The sequence below is a fragment of the Legionella cherrii genome (assembly GCF_900635815.1).
In the GTDB taxonomy this organism is placed as follows: Bacteria; Pseudomonadota; Gammaproteobacteria; order Legionellales; family Legionellaceae; genus Legionella; species Legionella cherrii.
This window is the reverse complement of sequence record NZ_LR134173.1, coordinates 2,691,707-2,717,464: the sequence shown is the minus strand read 5'-3', so window position 1 is coordinate 2,717,464 and position 25,758 is coordinate 2,691,707. Positions and strand designations below refer to the sequence as shown.

Below are 25,758 nucleotides of genomic sequence, written 5' to 3'. Positions count from 1 at the left end.
TTTACTAGTCCAATTACAAAAATGAGAATATATTATCACAGCCTTTTGATGGCAACAAAATAACAGATGAAAAATAATGAAATTTTTTTCAAATTAAAATAATTCTTCGAAATTAAGTGATATTTCGGTATATTAGCAAGAAAATAATAATAAAAAATGGAAAAAATGCGAAAGATACTTATTGCTGTGCTCATTCTGTTAACAGGATGTCAAACTACAAATCAGTCTCTTGATTCTGCATCATCAGGGGCGAAACAGTCTACACGACAAGCAAGTAAAAAAACGAATAATTCCATATACAATCGCTATAAAAATAAAACAAATCGCTATACCCAATTAAAAGATGGGGCCCCCTCTAAAACGAAACCAGTCAGTTTCAAGGAACCCGTGCCAACCAAAGAACCATTAAGCCGATATGGCAATCCAACTGAATATTCTGTTGATGGACGCTCATACCAGGTGATGAGAAGCTCAACGGGTTATAAAACACGTGGGATTGCTTCCTGGTATGGAACAAAGTTTCACAAGCAAAGAACCTCAAGCGGCGAGCCTTACGATATGTACGTCATGTCTGCTGCTCATAAGACCTTACCTTTACCTACTTATGTCAAAGTTAAAAATTTAAATAATGGAAAAGAAGCTGTGGTTAAAGTAAATGATCGTGGTCCTTTTCACTCAGATAGGATCATCGATTTGTCATACGCTGCAGCTTTAAAACTCGGCGTATTTCCTAAGGGAACAGCTCCAGTTGAAATTGAAACGTTAATGGGGCCTGCTGGACAAGCGCATTATTATCTGCAAGCAGGTGCTTTTTCGACTGAAATCTTAGCAAAGCGTTTAAAAGAGAAATTATCCCACCTTACCCCTTCTCCTGTTTATATTGAGCATTTTAAACAGCATTATATTGTAAGAGTAGGGCCATTTGGGTCAAAAATTATGGCGGATAGTTTAAAGCACAAATTGGTTCTTAATGGTATTACAGGATCTTTTTCTGTTTTGATTTAATTAACATTGAATTATTGGTAGCTAATTCGCGGATTAATAGATAAAATTATCCCGTCTAATTTTCAGGACATTAGAATTGCTATGGTAACAAAATTGTAGCATTGATGAAGCGTGTATTAACTCGTTTGTTGTGTTCAATTTCTTATTCTTGCGACATCATCAAGCTAAAATTTTCTTAGGTTGATATTTTTTAATATTGAGGTATTCAATCAATGCATGATGGCACTGTGTTTTATACAATTTTCTTAATCTTCGCAGGCGCTGCATTACTATCAACGTTGGTTCTTTATACCAAACAGTCCTTATTGGTTGCTTATATTCTGCTTGGTGCCGTGTTTGGGCCCTGGGGCTTAAGTCTGGTATCCGATGTAACTATTGTTAAGCAAATTGGTGATGTTGGAATTGTTTTTCTATTATTTCTACTTGGATTGCATTTGCAGCCACAAAACCTGATACACATGCTAAAAAAAGTAACCTGGATTGCCCTAATTAGTTCTATCCTTTTTGCAGTTATGGGTTATTGGGTGGGCAGGTTTTTCGGTTTAACTGTGAATGAGTCATGGATTTTAGGTGGATCAATGATGTTTTCAAGTACCATTATCGGCTTGAAATTATTACCAACAACCATCTTGCACCATCAACATACTGGTGAGGTCATGATCAGTGTATTATTGATGCAAGACGTTATTGCAATTATCGTGTTGATCCTAATAAATGGTGCGAAACAAACAAACGGTTTATCTATCGATGATATTATTTTAGTAGGCATTGATTTACCTGCACTATGGCTTTTTGCATTTGCCATTGAGCGGTATGTTTTGATCCGATTACTTGCTCGTTTTGATAGAACTCAAGAATATGTATTTCTTTTGTCAATTGGATGGTGTCTTGGCTTGTCTGTTCTTGCGCAAGCGATAGGTCTTTCAGAAGATATTGGTGCATTTATTGCAGGTGTAGCTTTAGCAGCCAGTCCTATTTCTCTTTATATTGCAGAAAGTTTAAAACCCTTAAGAGACTTTTTCCTGGTTATGTTTTTCTTTTCAATCGGGGCAACATTTAATTTTGGACTGGCGCATCAAGTCATTATTCCCGCACTTATTTTATCAGGTTTAGTTTTACTATTTAAACCGATATTATTTTCTTTACTTCTTGGTAAGTCGGGTGAAAAAAAAACATATTGCGAAGGAAGTTGGTATCCGATTGGGGCAAGCGAGCGAGTTTTCGTTACTTGTCGCCAGTATTGCTCTAAGCACCAACCTTATTTCGGATAAAGCATCGAATTTAATTCAAGCAACAACCATTTTAACTTTTATTGTTTCATCATACTTTGTTGTTTTGAAATACCCAACCCCCATAGCATTCTCTGATAAAATGCGTAAGGATTAAATAATGAAATTACTTGTTATCTTATTGTGCTTGCTAAGTGAACGTTTTTTGATTCACAGTATGTCCTATCAACGATTCTATTGGTTTGCCGACTATTATCAAAAAATAAAAAAATTTGCTGACAAACACAGCATGTTTAGTAATCCCTGGATATTGTTAGCCTTAATAGTAATGCCTGTCGTATTGCTTGTATTAATCATATATTTATTACTGCACCATATCGTTTTTGGATTGATGGGATTTCTTTTAAGTTTGTTCATTTTCTTTTATTGCCTTGGCCCACAGAATGTTTTTTATCCAGTATCTCAATCAGATACTAAAAGTAATCAAGAGCTTTTGGGGGACTATTTTATCTTAGTTAACCGGCAGTTATTTTCTCTTGTATTTTGGTATATTATTGCCGGACCTGTAGGTGCTTTGGCTTACCGTCTGATCACATTATGCCGTGATATTCATTCTGTTAGTGAGCATGCAAATGAAATTACTGATCTGCTTGAATGGATTCCTGCACGATTAACCGCTTTGCTTTTTTTACTTGTGGGAAATTTTCAACGCGGTTTTTCCTCGTTTACCAAATACTTTTTTGCCAAACCCGATTTGAATAGTAATATGCTACGTGAGTGTGGATTATTAGCAGTCAGAACAAATGAAGCTGAAGAAGTTCCTATGCCTGAAGCCGAAGGTTTAGTTGAACATGCAATTATAGTCATGTTGGTTTTTATTGCTCTATTTACCTTAATTCCTTGGCTTTAGTTTTTTAATTTATGAATTGAGATTGGGGTTGGGCTTATGGCTCAACCTGCATAATTATTTATTCGGATGCTCTCTATATGAATTCTTTTTTGCGTTTAGTTTGTTGCACTATAATATTAGGACTTGGGAGTTGCCAGGGATTAAAACAAAGCGCACTTAAAGCCCAAGAAGAACAACGATGCAATATGACGTGCATGCAACATTTTGAATTTTGCAGACAAAATTGTGTTGATAACTGCCCAACTTGTTCTTATAAGGCTCAAAGAACGGCAGGGAAAAATTTTGCTAAATACGTGCATGAACGAAAAGTAGAAGGCAAAAAGGTGATGCGCGAGTTGAATTCTTACCGCGATCCACTACAATGCCGCAAAGTGACATGCGATTGCTTATTTGATTTGGCAATATGTAAGAAAGGTTGCACGGGTGTAATTCCAACAAAATTACACGTTATACCTTATTGTGTTTAATAGATTTCGGGGAACACTTTCATGGCAAATGAAACTAATTTAGATTTGGATCCTATAGAAACGCGTGAATGGCTGGATGCCCTGCAAGCTGTATTAGTCAATGATGGCCCTGAACGAGGTGCTTTTCTTTTGAAGCAGCTTCTTAATAAAGCAAATTCAGAAGGGGTTAACTTAACGACTTCAATTAATACCCCTACAAAAACACCATTAAGCCATATGAAGAAAAGCAAATTCCTCCAGATGAAGGGATAGGCAAACGAATTAGTGCATTAATTCGCTGGAATGCTGTGGCAATGGTTTTACGCGCTGGAAAATATGCTCCTGAGCTTGGAGGACATATTGCCTCCTATGCTTCATCATCTACTTTATACGAAACTGGATTCAATTATTTTTTTAAAGGACCCAATGGCGAGCATGGGGGTGATTTAATTTATATTCAAGGACACTCTTCTCCTGGAATTTATGCACGCGCTTTCCTTGAGGGACGTTTGACAGAAGAACAATTATGTAATTTCAGACAAGAAGTAGAAGTTGATGGTTTATCATCATATCCCCATCCTTGGTTGATGAGCGAATTTTGGCAGTTTCCTACTGTCTCTATGGGATTAGGCCCATTACAAGCGATTTATCAAGCACGCTTTTTAAAATATTTAGAGAATAGAGGCCTCATTAACACTGAAGACAGAAAAGTGTGGGCTTTCCTTGGTGATGGTGAAATGGATGAGGTAGAGTCAGTAGGCGCTTTAAGCATTGCTGCTCGAGAAAAACTTGATAATCTAATTTTTTGTTGTGAATTGCAACTTACAAAGACTTGATGGGCCTGTACGCGGCAATGGCAAAATTATCCAAGAACTTGAAGGTTTATTCCGTGGAGCGGGTTGGAATGTCATTAAAGTGATTTGGGGTGGCCGTTGGGATCCTTTGTTTGAGCGTGATAAGGATGGCTGGTTGCAAAAACGTATGGAAGAATGTGTTGATGGTGATTACCAGGCCTACAAGGCAAATGATGGTGCCTATGTACGACAACATTTCTTTAATCAATACCCTGAATTAAAGAAAATGGTTGAAAATTACACCGATGAAGAAATTTGGAGATTAAATCGAGGTGGACATGATCCGCAAAAAGTTTATGCGGCCTATGCTCGAGCTGTGGAGCATAAAGGTTCACCAACTGTTATTTTAGCTAAGACAATTAAAGGCTATGGAATGGGAGCCGCTGGTGAAGGACAAAATATAACCCACCAGCAAAAAAAGATGACTGTTGATCAATTAAAAGCGTTCAGAGATCGATTTAGTATTCCTATAAGTGATGAGCAAATTGCTGACATTCCTTTTTATAAACCTGCGGATGATAGCCCAGAGATTAAATACATCAAAAAACAACGGGAAGCGTTAGGTGGGTATTTGCCATCACGCTCTACTGAAGTAGAACCACTTAAAACTCCTCCTTTAGAAGATTTTTCATCCGTTACAAAGGGATTAGGGGATAGAGAAATCTCAACAACAATGGCTTTTGTACGAATACTTTCTGTATTACTAAAAAATAAAGAGATAAGTTCGCGTATTGTTCCAATTGTTCCTGATGAGTGCAGAACGTTTGGTATGGAAGGGTTGTTTCGACAAATTGGTATTTATTCTCCAGTTGGCCAACTTTATACACCAGTAGATCACGAGCAGGTAATGTTTTATCGTGAGGCTAAGGATGGACAAATTCTCGAAGAAGGAATTAATGAGGCAGGTGCTTTTTGTTCTTGGATTGCTGCGGCAACCTCATACAGTTCCAATAAATTGGCCATGATTCCATTTTATATTTATTATTCTATGTTTGGATTTCAGCGCATTGGCGATTTAGCATGGGCTGCAGGTGATATGCAGGCCAGGGGATTTCTGCTCGGTGGAACCGCTGGACGAACAACGCTAGCGGGAGAGGGATTGCAACATCAAGACGGGCATAGTCATTTATATGCATCAACAATTCCGAATTGTCTTTCTTATGATCCTACCTTTGCTTACGAGCTTGCTGTGATCATTCAAAATGGTTTACACCGTATGTATGAAAAGCAAGAAAATGTTTTTTATTACATTACAGTAATGAATGAAAACTATATGCATCCGGATATGCCCGAAGGAGTTGAAGAGGGTATTATCAAAGGAATGTATTTACTTCAGGAAAATAAGAAAAAATCGAAACAGCATGTGCAACTAATGGGAAGCGGCACTATCTTGCGTGAAGTAATTGAAGCTGCAAAGATGCTAAAAGAAGATTATTCTGTGACCTCGGATATTTGGAGCGTGACAAGCTTTAATGAGTTAAGAAGAGACGGATTAGCTGCGGAACGATACAATGCAATGCATCCTGAGGCAAAGGCATTAAAAAGTTATGTTACAACGCAATTAGAGGGTAGAACTGGACCAGTGATTGCTGCATCGGATTATATGAGAATTTATGCGGATCAAATTAGACCTTTTGTTCCAAATCATTTTGTAACATTAGGTACAGATGGTTATGGAAGAAGTGATACACGTCAGCGTTTACGTCATTTCTTTGAAGTGGATGCTAAGTTTATAGTTTTGGCAGCATTAAACGCTTTAGTTGCTGAAGGAAGCCTTGATAAGTCCAAAGTAGTTGATGCAATGAAGCGCTATAACATTAAACCTGATAAATTGAATCCGGTTAATCATTAGAATTGAAATAGATAGTGGCCTTGGTAATTCAAGCCCTGAGACTAAGGAAGCGGATAACTATTTTAGGTCTGCTTCCTGAATATCGTTGCTTGAATTAATCGGCAACCTTTGAGGAAAGACATGTCAAACGAAATAGAAGTTAAGATTCCTGATATCGGTGGAGCTACTCAAGTTGATGTGATTGAAATAATGGTTCAGGTTGGTCAGCAAATCGAAGTTGATACACCACTTATTACTTTGGAATCAGATAAAGCCAGCATGGAGATTCCTTCTCCGGTTGCTGGAAAAATCACTAAACTGAAAATGAAAGTGGGGGATAAGGTCTCTGAAGGAGACGTGATTCTTTTGGCAACAGTTGAAAGTAAATCAGAAACTGAAAAAGAAAGTGAACCACGAGCTCCTAAAAATGAAACACCAAATAAAGAGCCAGATAAAGCTCAAATTGTGCAGGAAAAAAAATCAGAAAGTGTAAAAGAAATCAAGATCCCCGATATTGGTGGCGCAACACAAGTCGACGTGATTGAAATTATGGTGCACGTTGGGGATCAGATTGAAGTTGATACGCCACTCATTACCTTAGAGTCGGATAAAGCCAGCATGGATATCCCTTCTCCAGTGGCTGGAAGAGTCACGAAACTGAGTGTAAACGTTGGTGATAAAGTATCTGAAGGCGATGTCATTCTTTTCGCTACTGTAGAAAATGGTTCTGAAGTAACAAAAACTGAACCAACAGCCAGCGAATCAGCCCAAGTAAGTGCTTCTGAATCTTCGAAATCAGCTGCAGAGGATCATAAAAGAGAAGATGTTTCATCAAAAACTATTTCTTCCAGTACCGTTGACTCAACAAGAATACTCGCCGCCGGTCCTGCTGTAAGACGTATGGCTCGAGAGCTTGGGGTAGACTTATCTGAAGTTGCAGGAACTGGTCGTAAAGAGCGTATTACGAAAGAAGACGTCCAGGCTTTTGTAAAAGCACGTCTCAGTGAGCAACCCAGATCCAGCTCTTTAGGTATGCCATCTAATCCAGTAATTGATTTTAGTCAGTTCGGTGAAATTGAAACGAAACCACTTAATAAAATTAAAAGGCTTACTGGGGTTAATGTCCATCGTTCTTGGATTACAATACCTCATGTAACCCAATTTGATTCAGCTGACATTACCGATGTAGAAGCATTTAGAAAATCTGAAGCAGAAAATGCAAAAGAAAAGGGTTATAAACTTACATTACTTGCATTTGTCTGTGCGGTAGTGAGCAAAGCTTTAAAAGCGTTCCCTCAATTTAACGCATCTTTAGATGCTACTGGTGCTAATCTTGTTTACAAAAAATATTGCAATATAGGAATTGCTGTTGAGACGCCAAATGGTTTGGTAGTGCCGGTAATTAAAAATGTGGATAAGTTAAGCGTCGCTGATATTGCAACCGAAATGACGCGTTTAAGCTCAAAGGCTCGAGATAAAGGATTGATGCCGGCAGATATGGCTGGTGGCTGCTTTACTATTTCCAGCTTAGGTGGAATTGGTGGTACATCTTTTACACCCATAGTGAATAGCCCCGAAGTAGCGATCCTTGGGTTGTCTCGTTCTGAAATAAAACCTGTCTACGAAAATGGCGCATTCCAACCAAGATTAATGTTGCCTTTATCTTTATCATACGATCATCGAGTGATTGATGGTGCTGAAGCAGCGCGTTTTACTCGTTTTATTTGTGATTGCTTAAGTGATATAAGACGAATTTTACTGTAGTTTTTTATAATATCTAATTAAAAGAGGCTTGTAATGGCTAATAAAATTAAAACTGATGTCGTTGTGTTAGGAAGTGGACCTGGTGGATACACAGCAGCATTTAGAGCAGCGGACTTAGGAAAAAAAGTAGTTTTAGTTGAACGTTATGATTCACTAGGTGGAGTTTGTTTAAATGTGGGCTGTATCCCTTCTAAAGCATTGTTGCATATTGCAAAAGTTGTTGATGAAGCTCATGAAATGTCTGAGCAAGGTATAAGCTTTGGCAAACCAAAACTGGATAATAAAAAAATTGTTGCATGGAAAAACTCAGTTGTTTCCAAATTAACTGGTGGTTTAAAAGCCTTATCAAAACAAAGGAAAGTAGAAGTAATTACCGGAGTAGGGAAGTTCTCGGGTTCCCACCAAATAACTGTTGCTACCAAAGATGGCTCAGTCGAAGTGGAGTTTGAAAACGCTATCATTGCTGTAGGTTCTGAATCCATTAATTTACCTTTTATTCCTGAAGACAAACGTATTTTTAGTTCAACAGGTGCGTTAGAACTTGCTGACATTAAAGGCAATTTATTGGTTTTAGGTGGAGGAATTATTGGACTGGAAATGGCCACAGTTTATTCATCTCTTGGAGTTGATGTAACCGTTGTTGAATTTATGGATCAACTTATTCCAGGTGCTGATTTTGATCTCGTTAATGTTTTGCAAAAACGCATGCAAAAGAAAGGCGTCAAATTCCTTTTGAAAACCAAAGTAACCGCAGTTGAAGCCAAAAAAGATGGTATTTATGTTTCTATGGAAGGCGAGCATGCAACCGACAAACCGCTGTGCTTCCAACAAGTTCTTGTTTCAGTTGGAAGAAAACCAAACGGTGGTGCGATTGATGCAGAAAAAGCTGGGGTAAAGGTGGACGAGCGAGGCTTTATCAAGGTAGATAATCAGCAACGAACCAATGTGTCGCATATTTTTGCTATCGGTGATGTAGTTGGACAACCTATGCTTGCCCATAAAGCAATTCCTGAAGGTAAAGTTGCTGCAGAAGTTATCGCTGGAAAAAAACATTATTTTGATCCCAAATGTATTGCGAGTGTTGCTTATACCGATCCCGAGGTTGCTTGGACAGGTTTAACTGAAAAGGAAGCTAAAGAAAAAGGTATTCGTTATGAAAAAGCTACCTTCCCTTGGGCTGCCAGTGGCCGTGCTCTCAGTATGGGACGTGAAGAAGGAATGACTAAATTGTTATTTTGTCCTGATACCAACCGAATATTGGGTGCAGGAATTGTTGGAATTAATGCTGGTGATTTAATCGCTGAAACATCACTGGCTATTGAAATGTGTTGTGATGTTGAAGATATTGCTCTGACAATACACCCACATCCAACACTTTCGGAAACTATTGCTCAAGCTGCAGAGGCATTTGAGGGTACGATAACCGATCTTTATTTGCCAAAAAAGAAAAAAAGTACTGAGTAACATTTGACAGAGAAAGGTTGTATTTCCCCATCCGCCCGGGCGGGCTCCTTCTCCCCAAGGGGGGGAAGGGGTGTTTCTTATTAAATTAATAGGTTCACAGATGGGGCAGTTTTCGTAGGTCTTTTTGTTGTAAAGTACTATTTTCATTTTCGACTTTTGCAGAAATGGAAAATATTCAGTATGGTAATTGGGAGCTTTCTCCTGAGTTTCGAAAAAAAAATTATTTAGGAGTAAACAGGGATGGCATTCAACATTCGGCGCATGACTGAATCAGATGTTGATGCAGTTTATTTAATTGAAAAAAATGCTCATATTGCTCCTTGGAGTAGAGAAATTTTAAGGGATTGCGTTCGTGTAGGATATGATTGTCGCCTATGCGAAGTTGATGAAGAAAGTAAACTACAGATTGGTGGTTATATTATTTCCAGACACAGTAACAAATGCTGTCATATTTTAAATTTTTGTATTGCCAAACCATTTCAATCAAAAGGTTATGGACGCCAATTTCTGCAAAAAGTACTTTTTTCTTTAACTGAATCACAGCATATTGATTATGTCATTCTTGAGGTGCGGCCTAGCAATAAAGCAGCGTTATCTCTTTATCAGACTATGGGCTTTGAACAAGTAGAAATTAAACCGGGTTATTACATAGAAGATAATAATATTGAAGATGCAATTGTATTGAAAAAGATATTACACATTCAAAATTAAAATTCTAAAAAAATATATAAAAATTCACTGTCAAGACTGTTTTTTAAATTTTTCTTTAGTTATTATGTACGACCAACTCTGTAACGTCTTAAAATTCCTTTCCTGTGAATAACTTTTTTTATAAAGTTGCTTTTTATTTCATTTTTTTACTAAAAAATTCATATACCCCTTGTGTGGCGCGGTATTGTTATTTTTAAAAAAATGGACTGACATACGTGTTATCCACAGAAACTGTGGATAACACTGTGAATAGGACTATGAATTACTTGATAAATAAGCTCATTTTAATGATGTTCTAAAATAACCCAATCCTGAAATGCAAACTATTGTCTATTACAATAAAGGCTGAATATGAGAGGGGTCATATAATAGGTATTACTTTAATTCAAGCAGGACATGCAATGACATTTATTTGAACATCATGGATTTTGTCATAACAAATAACCATGACAAATATAAATTGCATGTGGTACTCTTTACCGTTTTAAACAATGCAATTATTTTCGCAATTGCAATGGTTTTTTCAGTTAATTAAAAGATTTATATGTTGAGAATACATTCATGAGAAGAGCAAAACCCAAACAAAATCCCACCCCGCAAACTGCTCAAATCGATAATTTAAGCCACGATGGAAAAGGAGTTGCACGTATTCAAGGTAAGGCAACTTTTATTCAAGGTGCTTTGCCAGGTGAATTCGTTGAGTTCCAGTATAAAAGGATAAAAAAAGATTTTGATGAAGGCCTTTTACTTAAGGTTCTTAAACCATCTTCCTTACGTGTGGAACCTAAGTGTCCGCATTATTCAATGTGTGGGGGTTGTTCATTACAACATATGAGTGAAGAAGAACAAATTCATTTTAAACAAGAGCAATTATTGGATTTGTTATTACGATACGGGCATACCAAACCGCAAACTGTGTTATTACCTCTTGTTTCAAATTATTGGAATTACAGAAATAAGGCACGATTAAGCGTACGATTTGTTGAGAAGAAACAGACTTCAATGGTTGGTTTTAGGGAACGTAATAATCCTCGGTATATTACTGAGATTACCCAATGTCCTGTTTTAAATGCCAAACTTGATGCTGATATCATTCCATTAAGGCAATTGATCGATTCGATGCAAGACAAACATTGTATTGCACAAATTGAAGTTGCAGCTGGGGATGAGGAGGTTGCTCTTATTTTTCGGAATTTAAATGCTCTAAATTGTGAAGATGAGTTAAAAATTCAAAAATTTGCTGAAAACTATCAATATAAAATTTTTCTTCAGCCTGGTGGCCCCGATAGCGTTTATTGTTTTTATCCACCCAAATCCAGTGAGTATCTCACTTACACATTACCGGACTATCAGATTACCTATTCATTTCATCCCACAGATTTTACTCAAGTGAATTCTGCGTTAAATCGTTCCATGGTATCGCAAGCAATACAACTTATGGACTTAAAAAGTACAGATATAGTGCTAGACTTATTTTGTGGGTTGGGAAATTTTTCACTTCCAATGGCTAAATTTTGTGCCAAAGTACTCGGTGTTGAAGGCAGTAAGACTATGGTTGAAAGAGCATATATGAATGCCAAATTAAACCATATTCAAAATGTAGATTTTTATGCTGCAAATTTGGATGATGTTAATGAAGTAAAGAAACTGGTTCAACAGCCTTGCAGTAAAGTATTAATTGACCCTCCTCGATCAGGCGCGCTTGAAATTGTGAAACAAATTGATGCATTAAATCCAGAGCGTATTGTTTATGTATCGTGTAATCCCGTAACATTAGCACGAGATACTGATATATTAGTCAATCAAAAAGGCTATACACTGATAAAAGCAGGAGTAATGGATATGTTCCCTCATACTGCCCATGTTGAGTCGATAGCGTTATTTGAAAAAGGATAAAACTCATGGTTAGAGTAAAAGATACCGTTCCATTGTGCGAAGATGGAAGCATTGATGTTGATTTATGGCTTCATCAATTAGGCGCAAAAGGTTATTTGGAAAATCTTGAACTCATTCGTAGCGCATGTACTCTCAGTCAGCTTGCAGGTCAAGAACATGCTACAGAAACAGGTCATTCTTGTTTGCAACAAGGATTGATTATGGCAGATTTGCTTGCTGATCTTGAAGTTGACCCGGAAACTCTGGCTGCTGCAATTATTTTTGAAAATGTGCATTATGCCGATCTGTCCATTGATGATGTGTCGGAGCAGTTGGGTCCTAATATTGCAAAGCTGGTGAAAGGTATTGAGCGCATGAGCGCGATGCACAGTTTTCAAGGATTAAATAAATACCCTCAAAATAAGCAACAAATTGATAACATTCGCAAAATGTTATTGGCTATGGTAGATGATGTGCGGGCTGTATTAATCAAGCTTGCTGAACGTTTGTGTGTTTTAAGAACCGCCACTCATTTATCTGAAGAATTACGCAAACAACTAGCTACCGAGGCAATGGAAATTTATGCTCCCTTAGCCAACAGACTGGGAATAGGGGCGATTAAGTGGGAAATGGAAGACTTGGCTTTTCGTCATCTACATCCTGAAGATTATAAAGCGATTGCCAAGGGTCTGAAGGCGAAACGACTGGAGCGCGACAACTTTGTCAATACTATTGTTGCCCAGCTTAATGAACAAATTAAAGCAAGTGGAATAGATCATTTTGCTGTTTACGGCAGATCAAAACATATCCATAGTATTTATAAAAAGATGACCCGCAAGAATGTGTCGCTTGATGAAATTTATGATGCTACGGCGGTACGTGTACTCGTAGATACCCAACCTCAATGTTATGAGGTCTTAGGTATGGTGCATACACTTTGGAAGCAAATTCCAGCTGAGTTCGATGATTATATTATTAATCCTAAAGCAAATGGCTATCAATCCTTGCATACAGCAGTTACAGGCCCTGAAGGTCGAGCTTTTGAAGTACAAATAAGAACATTTCATATGCATGATTTGGCCGAAATGGGGGTTGCCGCACATTGGAAATATAAAGAGGGTGGTTTTAAACAGAAACAAAGCCATGAACGTAAAATTGAATGGTTACGCGATGTTTTGGCTTGGCATCGAGAAATGGCAAGTAATAAAGGGGTTCCCGAAAGTACAACCACAGAGTTTCTCGAAGATAGGGTTTATGTTTTTACTCCTGATGGTGATGTCCTTGATCTACCCCAAGGCGTCACTCCTTTGGATTTTGCATACCATGTACACAGTGATTTAGGACATCGCTGTCGAGGGGCCCGTATCAATGGCCATATCGTTCCATTGACTTATCAACTGAAAACAGGAGATAAGGTAGAGATTTTGGCTGGAAAAGAAATCAAGCCATCTCGTGATTGGATCAATCCCCACTTGAACTATCTCAAAACATCCCGAGCTAAGGCCAAAGTATTGCATTGGTTTAAAATGCAAGATTACGATCGAAATATCCAGGATGGACGTGAGTTATTAGATAAAGAATTAAAATCATTAGGAATAAAATCTGATAAACTGAATGAAGTGGCGACGGCACTGCATTTCAAAAAGCTTGATGATCTCTATGCAAATCTTGGACGTGGTGATATCAAGATAGGACAAATTATTAGTAAGCTTGCTCCACCAGCTACTTCTGAACTCAATCTTGAGCGATTTGTTAAACCACAGGCCAAACCAGAAGTTACTGGAAGCGATCTTCGGATTGAAGGAGTCGGTAATTTATTAACTTTTATGGCTCGATGTTGCCAACCCGTGCCAGGTGATCCGGTAATTGGCTACATTACTGTAGGAAGAGGTGTGTCAGTACATAGACCAGATTGTCCTAACATTATTCATGCGAGTGAACGCCAAAAGCAACGCTTCCTGCAGGTTACTTGGGGCAGTGCTACACGTGAAAACTATGTAGTGGATATTTTAATCAAGGCATTTGATCGTTCTGAGCTTTTAAAAGATGTCACTTCATTACTCGCCAATGAAAAAGCACATGTCTATGCGCTACAAACTCAAAGTAACAAACAAGAAAACATGGCCTACATTACATTAACTGTAGATGTTGATGGCCTAAATAGCCTGTCTCGCTTATTAACAAAATTAGAGCAAATCCCGAATGTGCTTGAGGCACGAAGACAGCTTTAAGTTGTTTCCTGATAAAATGTAGCCTGGGTGCACAGCTCAGCCATTATTTTTCCCTTCTCCCCTTGGGGAGAGGTGCTGGTATGGGCAGATGAGGGAAACCCTCACCTCAACCCCTCTCCCTCAAGTGGGAGAGGGGAATTCCTTACGATCGCTGCGCTGCACCCAGGCTAGTTCTATATTTCTATTTAAAAATAAATCCTGCAACAACGGCACGGTGCTCACTCAATAACACATTATAAGTACGACATGCTGCACCTACAGACATGCATTCTATACCTATTTGCTGTTGTGTCAGTTGATTGAGAATTGACAGAGGCAGGAGTTTTCCGGTATGTTCATGACCAATGATGATAATTTCCGGTTTAAATTGCGTTAATAAGTTCATATAGTGTGCATCAATTTCTTCAATGGCTTTAATTGAAAGATCACTAATGATTTCCGTTTTAGAAATTATTAAACTGCGTTCATAAACAATGGAATTAATCTGAATTTTGTTATCACTATAAGCTTGTACTGCGTGTTGTTCTGCTGACTCTAAATTGATGTTCATGGTTTAGAATGTTCAAATGAATTATACATAGCTGCAAGTATACTACGGAGGTCACTATTATGAGTCAATTTCCGCGCATAAATCGTTTGCCACCCTATGTTTTTAATACTTTAACGCAATTAAAAACCGAAGCGCGGGCGCGGGGAGAAGACATTATTGATTTCGGTATGGGAAATCCGGATCAACCCACACCACCTCATATTGTCAATAAGTTAATTGAGGCAGTACAAAGGCCAGATACCCATCGATACTCTATGTCCAAAGGAATACCAAGGTTAAGAAGGGCTATGGCCTCCTGGTATCAACGTAACTATGATGTACAGTTAAATAGTGAGACTCAAATATTAGCTACTATTGGTTCAAAAGAGGGGTTGGCACATTTGGCCTTAGCGATAAGTGGGCCTGGAGATACCATACTGGTCCCTGATCCAGCTTATCCTATCCATACCTATGGATTTATTATTGCAGGTGCTAACGTCAAACAAATTCCTTTGATTAATGAAACTCAGTTTTTAGCGTCAATAGAGGACACAATTAATCGAAGCTTGCCGAAACCTAAAGCATTAGTCATTAATTTCCCGGCTAATCCAAGTACGCATTGTGTCGATTATTCTTTTTTTGAGCAAGTAATTGATCTGGCTAAAAAACATAAAATTTGGGTAATTCATGATTTAGCTTATGCTGATATTGTATTTGATGGATATAAAGCTCCATCAATACTTCAAGTACCCGGCGCTACGGATGTTGCCATCGAAACCTATTCGATGTCCAAGTCATATAATATGCCGGGTTGGCGAGTTGGTTTTGCTTGTGGAAATGAGGAACTCGTTGCCGCGCTTACTCGAATTAAATCTTATTTGGATTACGGTACGTTTACACCAATCCAAGTTGCTGCTATTGCCGCACTAGATGGGCCTGATGAGTGTGTGCATGAAATCAGGGCACTCTATGAGAAAAGACGTAATATTCTTTGTGATGGTTTAAATGAGATTGGCTGGGAAGTGACTCGACCCAAAGCAACTATGTTCGTTTGGGCACCCATCCCAACTCATTATCAACACATGGGGTCACTTGAATTCAGCAAATACTTACTTAAAGAAGCTCATGTCGCTGTATCCCCAGGGATAGGCTTTGGCCAACAAGGTGATCATCATGTTCGTTTTGGTTTAATAGAAAATAAAGATCGTATGCGGCAAGCATTACGAAACTTAAAGGCATTGTTTCGTAGAGATGGATTGATTAAGGCCGAAGAAACATGCATGTTGTAATTGACGCACAGTGTAATTCTATTCCAGAACGAATGAGTCCACTAACCTCAGAAGGGAATGTGTTACTCAATTTTTTATTGAGCCTGGGCTATGAACCTACTAATCCACCTTATGCCGATTTATTAAAACGACATCATAATTTGGAAGGCGAGTGGTTCATAGTCACACCAGTTCACTGGGAAGCAACCCATAATGATGCGATGATCGTTGCCTCGGCTAGAGACTTACAGCTGGAAGAGCGTGAGTCGAGATCATGGTTTGACGTATTTTCACAGTATCTGGCTGAAGACGAGACCGTACTTTATTATCATGATGCGGAAACCTGGTTGCTTAATACGAATAAAAAATATTCTTTAAATGCAAAACCGCCCCATCATATATTGCATCAATCCATAATGCCCGAATTAATCCAACTTGATAATTCGATGCATTGGCAGAAATTTATCACTGAAAGCCAAATGCTGTTCGCCTCTAGACCGAATCACTCTTTAATTAATGGATTGTGGGTTTGGGGAAATGCAAAACTTAATGAGAAAAAAGCACTTAATATTTGTGTTGACACGCATTTTTTTTCATTTGCGACATTATGCAGTACTCAGGTGACTGTTTATAGCCCAGAAATAAAGCTCAAGGACTTTCAAATTTTATTACTCTCTGAGTTTTCAATACTGAGCAAGCAACATCAAGAAGAATTAAAGAAAATGCCCGTTCATTTGTATTGGAATAATACTGCTTATTTGATGAATAGCGGCAGGTGGTATGCACGTTTATGGAGAAAAATAATACATGCTAATTAAACAACGCCCCAGACCATCACACATACTCGATTTACCTAATGTGCCTGATGTATTAAGGCGAATATTTGCAAACAGGGGGATCAAAGAATCTTGCCAATTGGATAAACAACTCCAAACATTACTGCCTTTTGACAGCTTTAAGGGAATCAAAGAGGCTTGTGTACGTTTAGAGAGCGCATTACGTGAACAGCATAGAATTTTAATCATTGGTGATTTTGATGCAGATGGTGCAACTTCAACCGCACTTGCTGTTACTGCTTTACGGGCTATGGGAGCTCAATTTGTTGATTATTTGGTTCCTAATCGGTTTGAGTTTGGCTATGGTTTAACACCTCAAATCGTTGAGGTGGCCAGTAAATGGAAGCCTGATCTCATTATCACCGTAGATAACGGTATTGCTAGTGTTGAGGGTGTGGAAAAAGCAAACCAGTTAGGGATTGATGTTTTAATCACCGATCATCATTTGCCTGCAGATACTCTTCCTGCTGCCTGTGCTATTGTGAACCCAAATCAGCCAGATTGTAAATTTCCCAGTAAATCGATTGCTGGCGTAGGGGTTATTTTTTACGTCATGCTGGCTTTGCGTAGACATTTGGTGAATGCCAATTGGTTCCATGAAATGAATATCACTGAACCTAATATGGCCAGTTTTTTGGATTTAGTTGCATTAGGCACTGTCGCTGATGTAGTGGGGCTGGATCAGAATAACCGCATTATGGTGAATCAAGGTCTTTCCAGAATTCGTCAAGGACAATGTCGTGTAGGAATTAGGGCTTTGATTGAAGTGTCTGGACGTGAGTATGCGCGACTAAGAGAGTCCGATTTAGGTTTTGCTATTGCACCAAGACTCAATGCTGCAGGAAGATTGGACGATATGGCTTTAGGCATAGAATGCTTAATTACTACCGATCAGCAACAAGCCAGAAACTATTGTCAACAACTCGATGAGTTAAATGAAGAAAGAAAGTTGATTGAAACTGAAATGAAAGAGCAAGCAATGCTTGCATTGGAAAAACTTGCTTTAAGTACAGAATATACAAGTAATCATTTACCCATCGCCTTATGCCTTTTTGATAAAACCTGGCATCAGGGGGTTATTGGAATTTTAGCGGGACGCGTGAAAGAGCGATATCATCGACCTGTTATTGCATTTGCGGAAGTCAGTGAACATGAATTAAAAGGATCTGCACGGTCTGTTCCGGATTTAAATATTCGAGATGTATTGGCAGCAATTGATAAGGATTATCCAGGGCTCATCAGTAAATTTGGTGGTCATGCCATGGCTGCAGGTCTGAGTATTCATCCAAACTCGTTTAAAGTCTTTAGTGAAGCATTAATTTCTGAAGTGAGTAAGCATATTGATTTATCTCAATGCGAAGGGGAAGTGCTTACAGATGGGCCATTGCAGCCTGAAGAGCTTAATATTGAGATTGCTCAATTGATCCAGCAAGCGGGTCCTTGGGGACAGCAATTTGCTGAGCCTGTATTTGATAATGTTTTTGAAGTGCTTGAGCAACGACTGGTGGGAAAAAATCATTTGAAAATGACTTTGGCAACAACACAGGGTGATCAACAGGTGGATGCGATTGCATTTAACATTGATTTAAAATCTTGGCCAAACCACAGAGTTAAATACATCCATGCGGCTTATAAGCTGGATATTAATTTTTACCAAGGACGCACACGCTTACAATTACTTATTCAAGCAATGAATGCGGTACATCAAAAATAGAGTGAAGTGCTTATCTCCCCGTCACACCTCGCTATGCTCGGGATGGAGGGGGGGTGTTACATCGGCATCTACTGCAATTCGGTTATTTTTTTGCACAAAAAATTTTAGTTTCAGTTATAATCAGCACTTTTTAACCGAACAATAACAGTGACGAATATTCTGCTTTCTCCTTTGTCTATTGCTCCGATGATCGATTGGACCTACAGTCATTTTCGAGTTTTTATGCGTTTTTTGGCTCCTCATGCACTTTTGTATACTGAAATGCAAACTACTGGGGCGATACAAAACAATCCTGTGCGTTCTTTGCAATTTAATGCAAAAGAACATCCCATCGCAATTCAACTTGGTGGTTCGGATCCTGATGCCTTAGCGCAATGCACTCAACGTGCTGAGCAAGAAGGATATGATGAAGTGAATATCAATCTTGGCTGCCCTAGTGATAAGGTTCAAGCAGGACGTTTTGGTGCCTGTTTGATGAACGATCCAAAACAGGTTGTTCATTGTATTCATGCCATGCGACAAGCAGGGAGTATTCCTGTTACAGCCAAAACTAGAATAGGAATTGATCATCAAGACAGTTATGAATTTTTTAGTGATTTTGTAAATCAATTAGTTGAAGCCGGGGCACAAAAGATTATTGTTCATGCACGTAAAGCTTGGTTAAACGGTTTAAATCCAAAGCAAAATCGAACAATTCCACCGGTTAATTACGAGTATGTTTATCGTCTTAAAAAGGAAATTCCTGCAATTCCGATAGTGATCAATGGCAATATTTTGAATATAGGAGAAATTAAGGAACATCTGCAACATGTTGAAGGAGTGATGCTTGGACGTTTAGCTTGTGATAATCCTTTTCAAATAGCAACAATACATCAAACGCTTTATCCTGAAACTTCCGTGAGAACACGCAGTCAGGTATTTAACTATTATTTGGATTATTTGCTTGATCAATACAGCAAGGGTGTATCGCTTAGTTTACTAATAAAACCTGTATTCAACCTTGCTTTTGGTTTACCTGGCGCCAGTCAGTGGAAAAAAAAGTTGATGCTGATTTTGCAGGATAAAAATTTAACTTTGTTTCAAGAACTAAGCGAGTATCTTCAGAATATTGAATTGCTTGCAGCGGTGTGATGAGAATTGAAATTTATTTTTTTAACCGTTTCCTTACGCTAAGGAGTTTATTACCCTGACTTGCTCTCTTTTACGAATAAAGGCAAAAAGCACGACCTGACCCTATATTTTGTAAAAATAATAATTTACTGTTTAGCATATCCGGACAAGCCGGTCTAATCATATTATAAAGAGGGATATATGCAAGAACGATTTTTTAAGGAAGCCAGCTCCGACTTTTCAATTAAACTCCCATCGCTTAGTTTGGAAGATTTACACCATTTACAGACTTTATGTGATGAAGATGTTGATATCAATACCTTGCTTATTCAAAAAATGCCTAAAACAGATTTACATGTTCACGCTGAGGCGGGCTTTTTGATTGATATTGAATTAGCTAAAATTATAGCTGAGCGAAATAATATCCCTTTTCCATATGACTTGATCGATGAACAAACCCAGCAATGGAAATTTACTGGTTCGGATGATCTGGATCAATTTATCAAAGACTTTCGACGTATTTCGAATCTGTTGAAAACGCCACAAGATATCGAAGATCTCACTTATGCATTTTATAAATATTGTTATGAGCATCATGTCATTTTCGCTTTGCCTGGAATATCCTGGATTCAATGTAAAGAGCATATAACTTTTGTTGAATTTAACCAGGCCTATAATCGTGGTATCGCGCGAGGTATCAAAGAGTTTGGTGATGTCACCACATTAAGATTACGCTATTATCAAGAGCGACACATAGATCCAGAAGATTTTCAGAGCATATGGGCTAGTATTCAACAATATCCCAATCCGATGGTAACAACAATAGGCCTTGCAGGTGCAGAAGATGGGTTCCCTCTAGAGCGTTTTTTTAATTTTTTCGCTGAGATCAATCATTACAGACAGCAAAAGGGTAATCCTTGGTATTTTATCACCGCCCATATCGAGCCTGAGGCACAGAAACATACCCTGGAAATTGCAAAAAAATATCTTGACCGATTTGCCCATGGAAGAAATGTTGCCAATTATCCAGAACTCGAAAAAACACTTAAATTTGACGGCATAACACTTGAGCTATGCCCTTTAAGTGATGTTGCATTTTTCCCAAAATCAATACCCAATTTAAAATCTCATACTCAATTTCAAACTTTATTTAAAGATGAAATGATCTCTTTAAATTCTGATGACCCTGCATTTTGTGGGCCAATTGATGAGGTATATCAGGCTGTTTTTAAAGAACTCGAATGCGACATGGCACTTTTATTCCGATGCACTTATAACGGTCTATTTGCAGTAGCACCCAGTACATTAGAAGCCATGCATCGTTTCGCACCAGAAATGTATCAGGACCACATGTTATTCCTCAAGCACAGCATGTTGAAGCTTAAATTTTTTGAACAATATTTTCATTTATTACAGGAGATTAGAACAATAAATGATGAATATCGCGAACTAAAAAAACTAATTTTGGGTATTAGCTTACACACACCCATAAGTGAATTAAATCACCTCTCATCATCGCTTTTAAAAATTGGAAAAGAGACAAGCATCAATTCATTAATAGATATAAAACAGGAAATTATCAGAACGGCTAAATTATTAGAAAAAAACACGTTGCACGCCCTAGAAAAATTTGAACACAATTGTCTACTCGCGCAAGAACAAAACATCTACTGTCTTGAACCATGATTCAAGACAGCTCTGAATCGAATTATCCTGTAGTGCTACAATAATGAATGGTCGAAATGAAAAATAGCGTTTTTAAATTTCATCCAACAATATGATAATTCGTTTGATAAGGATAATGTCAGGACAACCTATGATAAGGGGGAAAGCTGTTTTTAGAATTAAGTAAGAAGGATGCAGATATTCAACATTTGTTCGTACTTTAAAAAACGGTGTAACGTAGGATCTTCTATTGGTTTAGCTGTTCGTTTGTGTCGTACTTAAAGTAGGAAATGCATCAGGTATTATGCAGACAGACAAAACCCAGATTTATGAGTTGATTGACGCCAGGGTAATGCAACGAAGGATCTCCTGATTTAGAGATCCCTCGCTACAGTCGGGATTATGTTGCTCCTTATTGAGATTACAGATTAACAAACGCTTGGTGCAAACTTTCTTCTGCATCTTCACTTAGCAGCTTTTGTGCTTTGTCATAGAAAATTTGCGTCGTTTCTCCTCGTTTATTGAACAAGCCGTGATCATTTCTTTTAGCGGAAGCCGCAATCATCCCAGCGACTTTCTCTACAGTTTTTGTAAATGACACCGAGCCTTTTTGCGCATTTTCTATCTCTTTAAGGACCGCATACATTCCTTTAGGAATGAGATTGGAATCACCTGTAGTAGATTTAACTTTTTCCCCACCGAAATAACCAATATCCCACTGCGTGTCGATTATGAGGTATTTAAGTACTTCTAATAATGCTTTATTAACAGCCTCCTTAGGCGACTCTGGGGCAAAAATTGAGTCTTTATGAATCTTGAAGCTATCAATTGTTCCATTTGCATTTCTTGCTTTCAGTTGCCATTCCGAAACCTGAGGTAAGTTATTTAATTGATAGAGTAGAAAATCCTTCTTAAAGGAATTTTTTTTATTTTTATCTAGATCAGATTTTTGCAAATCAGAATAGATAGTATGAATGGGGGTCGTACGCAGCCTTGATTCATAGTCCAAAAAGCTAACGTTCTCATTTTCAGTTTCAATCGAACGATAACCCATTGATTTGCAACCTTCTTGTATCTTTGCCACTTGTTCTAAAGCAGATTTAGACTTGATATCTCCGAGCTGAGTTAAAAACGCATTGGCCTGTCCTTTTACTTGTAAATCGAAAAGCAAGTCTGCAAAATGATCTTTCTCTTTCTTGCTTGCATCTTTATACCAAGTAAAAACTTGTTCCATGATCTTTGCTAAATCATCGACATCGATATCACTATATCTGCTAGAACGAGTTTGTTGATATTCGTACAGCCTCAAATAGAGTTTCAATATCGGTGTTAGACATTGAGCAATTTTAGTTGCATCGGTTGGATCCGCTTTAGCATATTCAGCGCCAGTAGTTGCTGTCAGTAAAAGTTTGGGACCATACTTGACCATCACCGCCGGAGTCATTCCGGTGCCTGTATTATTGAGAAATTCTACTAATTTTTGTTGTTCTCTTTTAGGTAACTGATGGAATGCAGCATCAATACTTTCTACAAATAAACGAGTCCTTGCTTCGTATTGCCCTTCGTCACGAATTGTCATTTTTTTATTGTTTGGATTTTGTACCGTTTTAAATAAATGACAACGCAACATTTGCGCAATACGTGTAATTGCTAAATCGTGCAATGAAGGCTCTGAGCCCAGAATCTCAGGGATGGCTTTCGCTAATTTTTTGCGATACAGAGTATAGGCTTCTTCAGCAGCATCTTTACCTGGTTCTTGTTTTTGAGCTACGCGAACTAATGTTTGATAAAGTAGATTGATTTTTAAATGAATTTCAGGCGAACTTCCAGAAGCACTAACCATTGTATCAGAAGGTTTCGCGCCAAAAATGTCATAGCAATGATGTACAAAAACCAATTCAGCGAGTTTTGGATTTTTTTTGTACGCAGCAAAAAATAAATCTAATCCTTTTTTAATTCCTGCAAAAGGAATTTCGCCTTGAACAATTTGGGCAATGTTCATTTCATTGCTTAAATCGAACAATTCATCACATAGAATAAATGCTGCTTTATTTTTTTGTTCTTCTTCAGGTGCGGGACCACCCCATAATAAATATTCTGTAGCAGTACAATTCTTTTCTTGAGAACCAACAAAACCATAAAGTTCCAGGGCAATGTCATGATCAACATATTCTTTTGCTTTCTCGAATTGTTCTGCATCAGCGGGAGAAAGGAGTCGGTTGTCAGTGCACTTAAAATAGCTGCCAGATGGAAGCCGAATTAAATAATTCCCTTTGATATCCCGATGGACTGCATTTTTTATTTGGTCCCCTTTTCCTGCATCATGAAGTGCTAAATGCAAATAAAACGCCGTTTTATTGGTTTCAGAATGACCTTCTAAACGCAGTAGTTTTTTATATCCTGCAGACATGCCCCGAACACCGTTTGAAAACGCAGTGACAAAGTGGTTTAGGGTGGCTAAAGAATAGTATAGAACGCTATTACCAGTTCGTTTAAATTCAAAACCCAATTTGCCATTTTGCTGTAGTAAATTGCATGCACTTTCAGTTGGCATCAATTTGGGTCTTAGCATATTAACGAAGAGGCCTGTCAAAGCAGTATATTTTTTCTCCGTTGTAGGCTGCTCGAATGCTTTATTGATTTCTTGAATCATTGATTCTGGCAAATCATGGTTTTCAGTAAGTTGTAAGAATGCTTCGATTTCCCTAACCCATTGCAGGAGATTTTCACCTAATGCATTTTTATTCTCAGCTTCTAATGTTTCAGCGCTAAGAAAATATTTATTTGCTTCATCTAGGTTAGCCTGAGCTTGTAGTTTGAGCTGTTGTTGCAGTTCCAATAAGTTCGCCTTTATCCAGAGAGAATTAACGCGCTTCTCTTTTTCTGGATCAGTTTTACCTTGTTGTTTTAAGTGATGTAAGTCAGCTTTTAATTCAATGATTTTTTTATAGCAATTAACTAAGCGTTCTTGTTCTTTGACACAGCCCGCAGCAATGAGATGCAATAGAGAAGTAAAGAATATGGGATCTATTTCTTTACCATAAATAAAGTTTCCATCACTTTCTATCGCAATATCTTTTTTCTCTTGGTCTGCAGGAACGGTGGAATCAATTAAAACTCCAGTAGTATTGACCATGCGTAGGCGGAGATCATGGGCAGGTATTTGAGCTGTTTCCTTAAACAGCATTTCTTTAGTCACTTCAGTTCCAATTGACTCTTTCCAATTGATTATTCCAATTAATGCCAAAAGTGAAGCCACAACATCATGAGGCCAAAATCCTTTGTATTTAGAACTGTTTATAAACTCGCTCATCGCTGTGAGCAGCGTAGGGGCATATTGTCCGGTTAATACAGGATAGGCACGAGACATAATCTCTGATGTCCCTTTAATCGATGTTATTTTACTGTAGTTAGGGAGTACGCGAGTTGTTTTTGAAACCACATGAAATGCTTTGTCATGGGTTAATGCTGCTACTGCAACAGCTGCCTTGTTCGTGTCGGTGCTCCGTGCATTGTAGGGAAGATCCGAAGTTTGATAATCATTTTGAGAGTATGGTCTATTATAACCCATATTGATAAGGGTATACTTTTTCTGCTCTTCTGGTGCCATTTGTGCAAGAAAATCGCTAACTGCATTAAATGATGCGATATTAACTAAAGTTGTGTCTTCAGGACTTGCTTGCCCAATTTTTTGTAACCACGCATTGGGTTGTTCGGCAGTGCTTAAAAGAGAGTTTATCTGTGGCAATACATCAGATTGTGCATAATACTTAATTACTTCATCAGTAGGATAGAAGGCATCGCTTTTTGATGGTTCATGATGGTATTTTTTAAGTTGTTCGTTATAGCTGTAATAACTTGTTACTGGGCCAGCAATTACTTCGGGTAAATTACCTTTGGGCAGGTTTAATTGTTTCTGCAATTGTTCAATGTGCATTTGTAAATATAAAGCACGCAAACCGTATTTGCCATTGGGGTCCTGCACTCCATATTCATTGCAAGGAATTTCGTCGGTGGTGATTAATTTAATCGGTGTTAAAGGATCTATAATACCTGCAGCTTTAGCTTGCATGATGACATGGACTGTAGCAAGCAAATCATCCCCATCTTTTCCTGGGTCAGTAAAAAAAACTATTTGTACCATTATTATCTCCTGTTAATTTCAAAATCAGGCTTTTATCACAATTCTTAATAAAAACATATTGTTATTTTTATTTACAGAAGATAGGGCTGTATTTTTTAATTGATCAGTTTGTGTGCTTGCTAGGGTATTTCACGCTTAGAGGTTTTTTTCTAGTACTAAAGATTTCCACTGT

General features: G+C 38.0%; 15 protein-coding genes and 2 pseudogenes. 15 read left to right on the top strand and 2 right to left on the bottom strand.

Features of this window, described 5'->3' with window-relative positions; all coding sequences use genetic code 11:
* The first annotated feature begins 165 nt into the window (after positions 1 to 165).
* The 10 genes and pseudogenes from EL022_RS11440 (at position 166) to relA (ending at position 14,320) form a co-directional block, all read left to right on the top strand.
* Positions 166 to 1,005, top strand: a complete 840-nt coding sequence (locus tag EL022_RS11440) for a septal ring lytic transglycosylase RlpA family protein (protein WP_028380442.1) — start codon at positions 166 to 168, stop codon at positions 1,003 to 1,005.
* A gap of 212 nt (positions 1,006 to 1,217) precedes the next feature.
* Positions 1,218 to 2,391: pseudogene (locus EL022_RS11435) on the top strand (cation:proton antiporter).
* Positions 2,392 to 2,394: 3 nt separating this feature from the next.
* On the top strand, positions 2,395 to 3,144 hold the full coding sequence (locus EL022_RS11430) for a regulatory signaling modulator protein AmpE (protein WP_028380444.1): 750 nt from the start codon (positions 2,395 to 2,397) through the stop codon (positions 3,142 to 3,144).
* A 77-nt stretch (positions 3,145 to 3,221) separates the two neighbouring features.
* Positions 3,222 to 3,611: a hypothetical protein gene (locus EL022_RS11425; protein WP_028380445.1), complete on the top strand. Its 390-nt coding sequence runs from the start codon at positions 3,222 to 3,224 to the stop codon at positions 3,609 to 3,611.
* A 21-nt stretch (positions 3,612 to 3,632) separates the two neighbouring features.
* Positions 3,633 to 6,296: pseudogene (gene aceE / locus EL022_RS11420) on the top strand (pyruvate dehydrogenase (acetyl-transferring), homodimeric type).
* Positions 6,297 to 6,416: 120 nt separating this feature from the next.
* Positions 6,417 to 8,039 (top strand): dihydrolipoyllysine-residue acetyltransferase, encoded by a 1,623-nt coding sequence (gene aceF, locus EL022_RS11415; protein WP_028380447.1) that lies wholly within the window; start codon positions 6,417 to 6,419, stop codon positions 8,037 to 8,039.
* Between the two features lie 33 nt (positions 8,040 to 8,072).
* Complete coding sequence (gene lpdA / locus EL022_RS11410) at positions 8,073 to 9,503, top strand: dihydrolipoyl dehydrogenase (RefSeq protein WP_028380448.1); 1,431 nt, start codon at positions 8,073 to 8,075, stop codon at positions 9,501 to 9,503.
* Positions 9,504 to 9,743: 240 nt separating this feature from the next.
* Positions 9,744 to 10,214 (top strand): ribosomal protein S18-alanine N-acetyltransferase, encoded by a 471-nt coding sequence (rimI, locus tag EL022_RS11405; RefSeq protein ID WP_028380449.1) that lies wholly within the window; start codon positions 9,744 to 9,746, stop codon positions 10,212 to 10,214.
* A gap of 561 nt (positions 10,215 to 10,775) precedes the next feature.
* Entirely contained in the window at positions 10,776 to 12,110 is a 1,335-nt protein-coding gene (gene rlmD / locus EL022_RS11400; protein ID WP_028380450.1) for a 23S rRNA (uracil(1939)-C(5))-methyltransferase RlmD, read from the top strand.
* 5 nt (positions 12,111 to 12,115) lie between these two features.
* On the top strand, positions 12,116 to 14,320 hold the full coding sequence (gene relA / locus EL022_RS11395; RefSeq protein WP_028380451.1) for a GTP diphosphokinase: 2,205 nt from the start codon (positions 12,116 to 12,118) through the stop codon (positions 14,318 to 14,320).
* A 181-nt stretch (positions 14,321 to 14,501) separates the two neighbouring features.
* On the opposite strand, the gene EL022_RS11390 is transcribed toward relA, so the two are convergent.
* The gene (locus tag EL022_RS11390) at positions 14,502 to 14,870 is read right to left on the bottom strand and encodes an Mth938-like domain-containing protein (RefSeq protein ID WP_028380452.1); all 369 of its coding nucleotides are present in this window, start codon (positions 14,868 to 14,870) and stop codon (positions 14,502 to 14,504) included.
* Positions 14,871 to 14,929: 59 nt separating this feature from the next.
* Between EL022_RS11390 and alaC the strand changes: the two genes are divergently transcribed.
* From alaC to EL022_RS11365, 5 genes are all read left to right on the top strand, one after another.
* Positions 14,930 to 16,138: an alanine transaminase gene (gene alaC / locus EL022_RS11385; RefSeq protein WP_028380453.1), complete on the top strand. Its 1,209-nt coding sequence runs from the start codon at positions 14,930 to 14,932 to the stop codon at positions 16,136 to 16,138.
* Complete coding sequence (locus tag EL022_RS11380) at positions 16,126 to 16,935, top strand: hypothetical protein (protein WP_028380454.1); 810 nt, start codon at positions 16,126 to 16,128, stop codon at positions 16,933 to 16,935. The genes alaC and EL022_RS11380 overlap by 13 nt, the downstream gene beginning before the upstream one ends.
* Positions 16,925 to 18,667 carry a single-stranded-DNA-specific exonuclease RecJ gene (gene recJ, locus EL022_RS11375; RefSeq protein WP_028380455.1) on the top strand — a complete coding sequence of 581 codons (1,743 nt, stop codon included), beginning with the start codon at positions 16,925 to 16,927 and terminating at the stop codon, positions 18,665 to 18,667. Before EL022_RS11380 ends, recJ begins: the two co-directional genes overlap by 11 nt.
* Positions 18,668 to 18,814: 147 nt before the next feature.
* Positions 18,815 to 19,798 carry a tRNA dihydrouridine(20/20a) synthase DusA gene (gene dusA, locus EL022_RS11370; protein WP_028380456.1) on the top strand — a complete coding sequence of 328 codons (984 nt, stop codon included), beginning with the start codon at positions 18,815 to 18,817 and terminating at the stop codon, positions 19,796 to 19,798.
* Between the two features lie 180 nt (positions 19,799 to 19,978).
* On the top strand, positions 19,979 to 21,463 hold the full coding sequence (locus tag EL022_RS11365; protein ID WP_028380457.1) for an amidohydrolase family protein: 1,485 nt from the start codon (positions 19,979 to 19,981) through the stop codon (positions 21,461 to 21,463).
* Positions 21,464 to 21,863: 400 nt separating this feature from the next.
* Here the strand turns inward: EL022_RS11365 and EL022_RS11360 are convergent, their stop codons facing one another.
* Positions 21,864 to 25,586 carry a hypothetical protein gene (locus tag EL022_RS11360; RefSeq protein WP_028380458.1) on the bottom strand — a complete coding sequence of 1,241 codons (3,723 nt, stop codon included), beginning with the start codon at positions 25,584 to 25,586 and terminating at the stop codon, positions 21,864 to 21,866.
* Between the last annotated feature and the right edge of the window lie 172 nt (positions 25,587 to 25,758).

Excerpts from the sequence above, each read along its gene's own strand:
- EL022_RS11440 (WP_028380442.1), top strand. The coding sequence starts at position 166 with ATGCGAAAGATACTTATTGCTGTGCTCATTCTGTTAACAGGATGTCAA.
- EL022_RS11430 (WP_028380444.1), top strand. The coding sequence starts at position 2,395 with ATGAAATTACTTGTTATCTTATTGTGCTTGCTAAGTGAACGTTTTTTG.
- EL022_RS11425 (WP_028380445.1), top strand. The coding sequence starts at position 3,222 with ATGAATTCTTTTTTGCGTTTAGTTTGTTGCACTATAATATTAGGACTT.
- aceF (WP_028380447.1), top strand. The coding sequence starts at position 6,417 with ATGTCAAACGAAATAGAAGTTAAGATTCCTGATATCGGTGGAGCTACT.
- lpdA (WP_028380448.1), top strand. The coding sequence starts at position 8,073 with ATGGCTAATAAAATTAAAACTGATGTCGTTGTGTTAGGAAGTGGACCT.
- rimI (WP_028380449.1), top strand. The coding sequence starts at position 9,744 with ATGGCATTCAACATTCGGCGCATGACTGAATCAGATGTTGATGCAGTT.
- rlmD (WP_028380450.1), top strand. The coding sequence starts at position 10,776 with ATGAGAAGAGCAAAACCCAAACAAAATCCCACCCCGCAAACTGCTCAA.
- relA (WP_028380451.1), top strand. The coding sequence starts at position 12,116 with ATGGTTAGAGTAAAAGATACCGTTCCATTGTGCGAAGATGGAAGCATT.
- EL022_RS11390 (WP_028380452.1), bottom strand. The coding sequence starts at position 14,870 with ATGAACATCAATTTAGAGTCAGCAGAACAACACGCAGTACAAGCTTAT.
- alaC (WP_028380453.1), top strand. The coding sequence starts at position 14,930 with ATGAGTCAATTTCCGCGCATAAATCGTTTGCCACCCTATGTTTTTAAT.
- EL022_RS11380 (WP_028380454.1), top strand. The coding sequence starts at position 16,126 with ATGCATGTTGTAATTGACGCACAGTGTAATTCTATTCCAGAACGAATG.
- recJ (WP_028380455.1), top strand. The coding sequence starts at position 16,925 with ATGCTAATTAAACAACGCCCCAGACCATCACACATACTCGATTTACCT.
- EL022_RS11365 (WP_028380457.1), top strand. The coding sequence starts at position 19,979 with ATGCAAGAACGATTTTTTAAGGAAGCCAGCTCCGACTTTTCAATTAAA.
- EL022_RS11360 (WP_028380458.1), bottom strand. The coding sequence starts at position 25,586 with ATGGTACAAATAGTTTTTTTTACTGACCCAGGAAAAGATGGGGATGAT.